The sequence below is a fragment of the Inquilinus sp. genome, from assembly GCF_057815775.1.
In genome coordinates, this window is sequence record NZ_JBYRFX010000872.1 from 1 (window position 1) to 3,342 (window position 3,342).

Consider the following 3,342-nt stretch of genomic DNA (forward strand, 5'->3'; position numbering starts at 1 on the left):
CGAGTTCAACCGCCGCATCTTCGAGGAGGACCGGGCGATCGTGGAGAACCAGCACCCCGAGGACCTGCCGCTCGACCTGATGGCGGAGGCGCATATCGCCGCCGACCGGAGTTCGATCGCCTATCGCCGCGGGCTCGCCGGCCTGGGCCTTGGGCGGCACTTCACCAGCTGAGCCCCAGGCCCCACGACTACGTCGAAGGGGTGGCCGGCCGCAGCCCCAGCCGGTGGGCGATCATGCGGTCCATCATCCGGCTCGGCAACAACGTCTGCAGCAGGATCTCGACCGGGCTCGGCGCGATCACATAGCGCGCCTTGGGTCGCGCCGCCGTCAGCGCCCGGGTGATGACATCGCCGACCCGGTCGGCCGGCAGCACCTGCCGACCCATGGCCAGCGCGAATTCGCGGAATTTCACCAGCGGTGCTTCGTAGGGCGAGCCGGCGAAGGGCGCCAGGTCGACCGTCTCGGCCTTGTCCCAGATCGGCGTCTCGATGGTGCCGGGCGCGACGACGACCACGTCGATGCCGACCAGCATCAGCTCGCGCCGCAGGCTTTCCGACAGGCCTTCGAGCGCGAATTTGGACGCGGAATAAGGGCCGTTGAACGGCATGGCGCGGCGGCCGCCGACCGACGACACCATGACGATGCGGCCCTTGCGCCCGGTGCGGGCTGGATCGGTGCCCAGCAGCGGCGCGAAGGCCTGGGTCACGGCCAGCTGGCTGACCAGATTGACCTCCAGCTGCCGCCTCAGCTCGTCGATTGGGATCTGCAGCAGCGGCCCGGGCACGGCGATGCCGGCATTGTTCACCAGCCCGGCAAGACTCCCCTGCCCCAGCGCCGCGCCGACCTCACCCGCCGCCGCGGCCACGGCGGCGGCATCGGTGATGTCGAACAGCAGCGGCACGACATTCGCGCCGAACTCCGCGACCAGGCTGCCGGCATCGGCCGGACGGCGCACGCTGCCGAACACCCGGAAGCCTTTCGCCAGCAGGGCCTTGGTCGCGGCCCGGCCGATGCCGGTCGACGCACCGGTGACGACGACACTGTCCACGCGACTCTCCTCGGGGCCTGTTGCGCGATCGGCCCAGACTGACCTCGGCGGGCCATCCTGTGCAACCTGTGCGATCAGGCGGGGCCGAAGAACGAGTCGGGCAGTTGCATCAGATGGTCCAGGGTGTTGTGGACATGGTCCGCCGCCGCCTGCCCTGCCGCCGCGCCGTCGCCGGCGACCAGCGCCGCATGGATCCGGACATGGTCGTCCTGGGTGGCGAACACCCGCTCGGTGTCGATCAGCAGGCGGAACTGATAGTGATAGGCCGACCGTTCCAGCGTGGCCAGCATCCGGCCGATCAGGGCATTGCCCGACATCAGCCGTATCCGGTCGTGGAACTCCTGGTTCAGGCGGGTGAAGTCGCGCATGTTCGACCTGACACGCGCGGCCTCGAGCCCGGCCTGGATCTCATCCAGCCCGCGGTGATCGGCGGCGACCTGCGGGGCGGCCAGCCGGGCCGCCAGCGCGTCGAGCGCCCCCTTCGCCTGATAGATCTCCTGCAGCGCCTGGCGGTCGAGCACGCGGATCTGGAAGCCGCGGTTCCGCTCCTGCGACAGCAGTCCTTCGACCTCGAGCCGCTGGAACGCCTCCCGGATCGTGGTGCGGGCCACGCCGAGCCGCCTGGCATAGTCCGTCTCGACCAGGCGCTGGCCGGGGGCGAGCTGTCCGTTCCGCACCGCCGCCACCAGCTGCGCCACCACGTCGAGCACCGAGGAGCCCGCGCTCTCAACCACCGCCATGCCGAATCCTGCCGCTCGCTTCCGTGATTGCGGTCGTAGCAGGAAAAATCGCCCGCGTCGATTGACAGACAATATTGACTGTCTATATCGTCTGCGTATCAATCGGAGTGTCTGCCGTGTCCTATGTTCCCGTGCCCCTGCCCGACCGCATGGCCTTCACCGATGCGGAGATGCGCGACCGCGCCGAGGATTTCTATGCCGAGATCCGCCGCCGCCACACGGTGCGGGAGTTCGCGGACACGCCGGTGCCGCGCACGGTGATCGAGGCCTGCCTGCGCGCGGCGGGCACGGCGCCGAGCGGCGCCAACCACCAGCCTTGGCATTTTGCGGTGGTCGGCGACCCCGCGATCAAGTCGCGGATCCGGGCCGCGGCGGAGGCGGAGGAGCGGCAGTTCTACGAGGGCCGCGCTGGGGAGGAGTGGCTGTCCGACCTGGCGCCGATCGGCACCGATGCCAACAAGCCCTTCCTGGAGACGGCGCCCTGGCTGATCGTGATCTTCGCCCAGCGCTCCGGCATCGAGAACGGGAGGCTCCGCAAGAACTACTACGTCCCGGAATCGGTGGGCATCGCCACCGGCTTCCTGATCGCGGCCCTGCACCATGCCGGGCTGGCGACGTTGACCCACACGCCGGCGCCGATGAGCTTCCTGACCGAGATCCTGGAACGGCCGAAGACCGAGAAGCCCGTCATCCTGCTCATCGTTGGCCGGCCGGCCGACCACGCGACCGTGCCCCAGCACGCCAAGGTGAAGAAGAGCCTGGAGGAGATCGCCAGCTTTCGGTAGCCGGCGGTCAACCATCGTTCAGCCTGATCTTGGAGAGAGGCCGTCGAGCAAAAAGCCGAGGCCTTTCCGGAAGGCGCCGTCCCAATCATTGTCCAGCAGCAGCCGGGAGCGTTCGATTGTGGGATAGCGTTCGCTGAGATGGGTCAGGCGCTGCTGCCCGGCGGCCATGTCGTCGTCCGAGAGGTCGAAACTCGCCCGGGTGATGGTGGCGCCCATCACATAGTTCCAGAGCGACCATATCGCAGCGTTCAGATCCGCGTCCGCGACGCCGGCGCCGGACAAGGTCCTGCTCAGCAGTTCCAGCCGACGAAGCATGTTCGGGCCGAGCGCCCGGCGCGGCAGCAGCGATGCCGACCAGGGATGGCACAGCATGCCGGCGCGCCAGTCTTCGAGCAGATGAATGACGTCTCCGCGCCAATCCTGATGCTCCGCTGTCGGCCGCGGTCCGCGATAATCGAGCACCGAGTCGAGCGCCAGATCGAAGACATCCTCTTTGTTGTCAACGTGCCAATAGAGGCTCATCACGCCTGAGCCGAGCCGGTCGGCCAGCCGGCGCATCGTCAATCCATCAAGGCCTTGGGCGTCCAGCAATTCGATCGCGGTCGCCACGATACGGTCCCGGGAGAGAGACGCTTCACTGCGCGGCTCCTGCCCGGGCAGGGGTGGCTCACCGATCGGCTGAGACCGTTTGCCCCGGGCGCCGCTGCGCTTGGCTGCCATTCGTTTTCCTCGCCGTTCCGACCATCGATTTTGACCGGCAACGCGCGG

General features: G+C 68.4%; 4 protein-coding genes and 1 pseudogene. 2 read left to right on the top strand and 3 right to left on the bottom strand.

The window, feature by feature from the left end:
* Positions 1–172: pseudogene (locus tag AC3XYG_RS31380) on the top strand (hypothetical protein); the annotation flags it as partial.
* A 16-nt stretch (positions 173–188) separates the two neighbouring features.
* Here the strand turns inward: AC3XYG_RS31380 and AC3XYG_RS31385 are convergent.
* Both AC3XYG_RS31385 and AC3XYG_RS31390 read right to left on the bottom strand, forming a co-directional pair.
* Positions 189–1,049: an SDR family oxidoreductase gene (locus AC3XYG_RS31385; protein ID WP_489143813.1), complete on the bottom strand. Its 861-nt coding sequence runs from the start codon at positions 1,047–1,049 to the stop codon at positions 189–191.
* Between the two features lie 74 nt (positions 1,050–1,123).
* Complete coding sequence (locus tag AC3XYG_RS31390; protein WP_489143814.1) at positions 1,124–1,789, bottom strand: GntR family transcriptional regulator; 666 nt, start codon at positions 1,787–1,789, stop codon at positions 1,124–1,126.
* Positions 1,790–1,905: 116 nt separating this feature from the next.
* Here AC3XYG_RS31390 and AC3XYG_RS31395 point away from each other — a divergent pair, with 116 nt between their 5' ends.
* Positions 1,906–2,574, top strand: coding sequence for a nitroreductase family protein (locus AC3XYG_RS31395; protein WP_489143815.1), 669 nt, complete (start codon positions 1,906–1,908; stop codon positions 2,572–2,574).
* 18 nt (positions 2,575–2,592) lie between these two features.
* Here AC3XYG_RS31395 and AC3XYG_RS31400 read toward each other — a convergent pair.
* Positions 2,593–3,342: TetR/AcrR family transcriptional regulator (locus AC3XYG_RS31400; RefSeq protein WP_489143816.1), on the bottom strand; the 750-nt coding region annotated here is incomplete at its 5' end.

Coding starts and splice junctions, on each gene's coding strand:
- AC3XYG_RS31390 (WP_489143814.1), bottom strand. CDS start 1,789: ATGGCGGTGGTTGAGAGCGCGGGCTCCTCGGTGCTCGACGTGGTGGCG.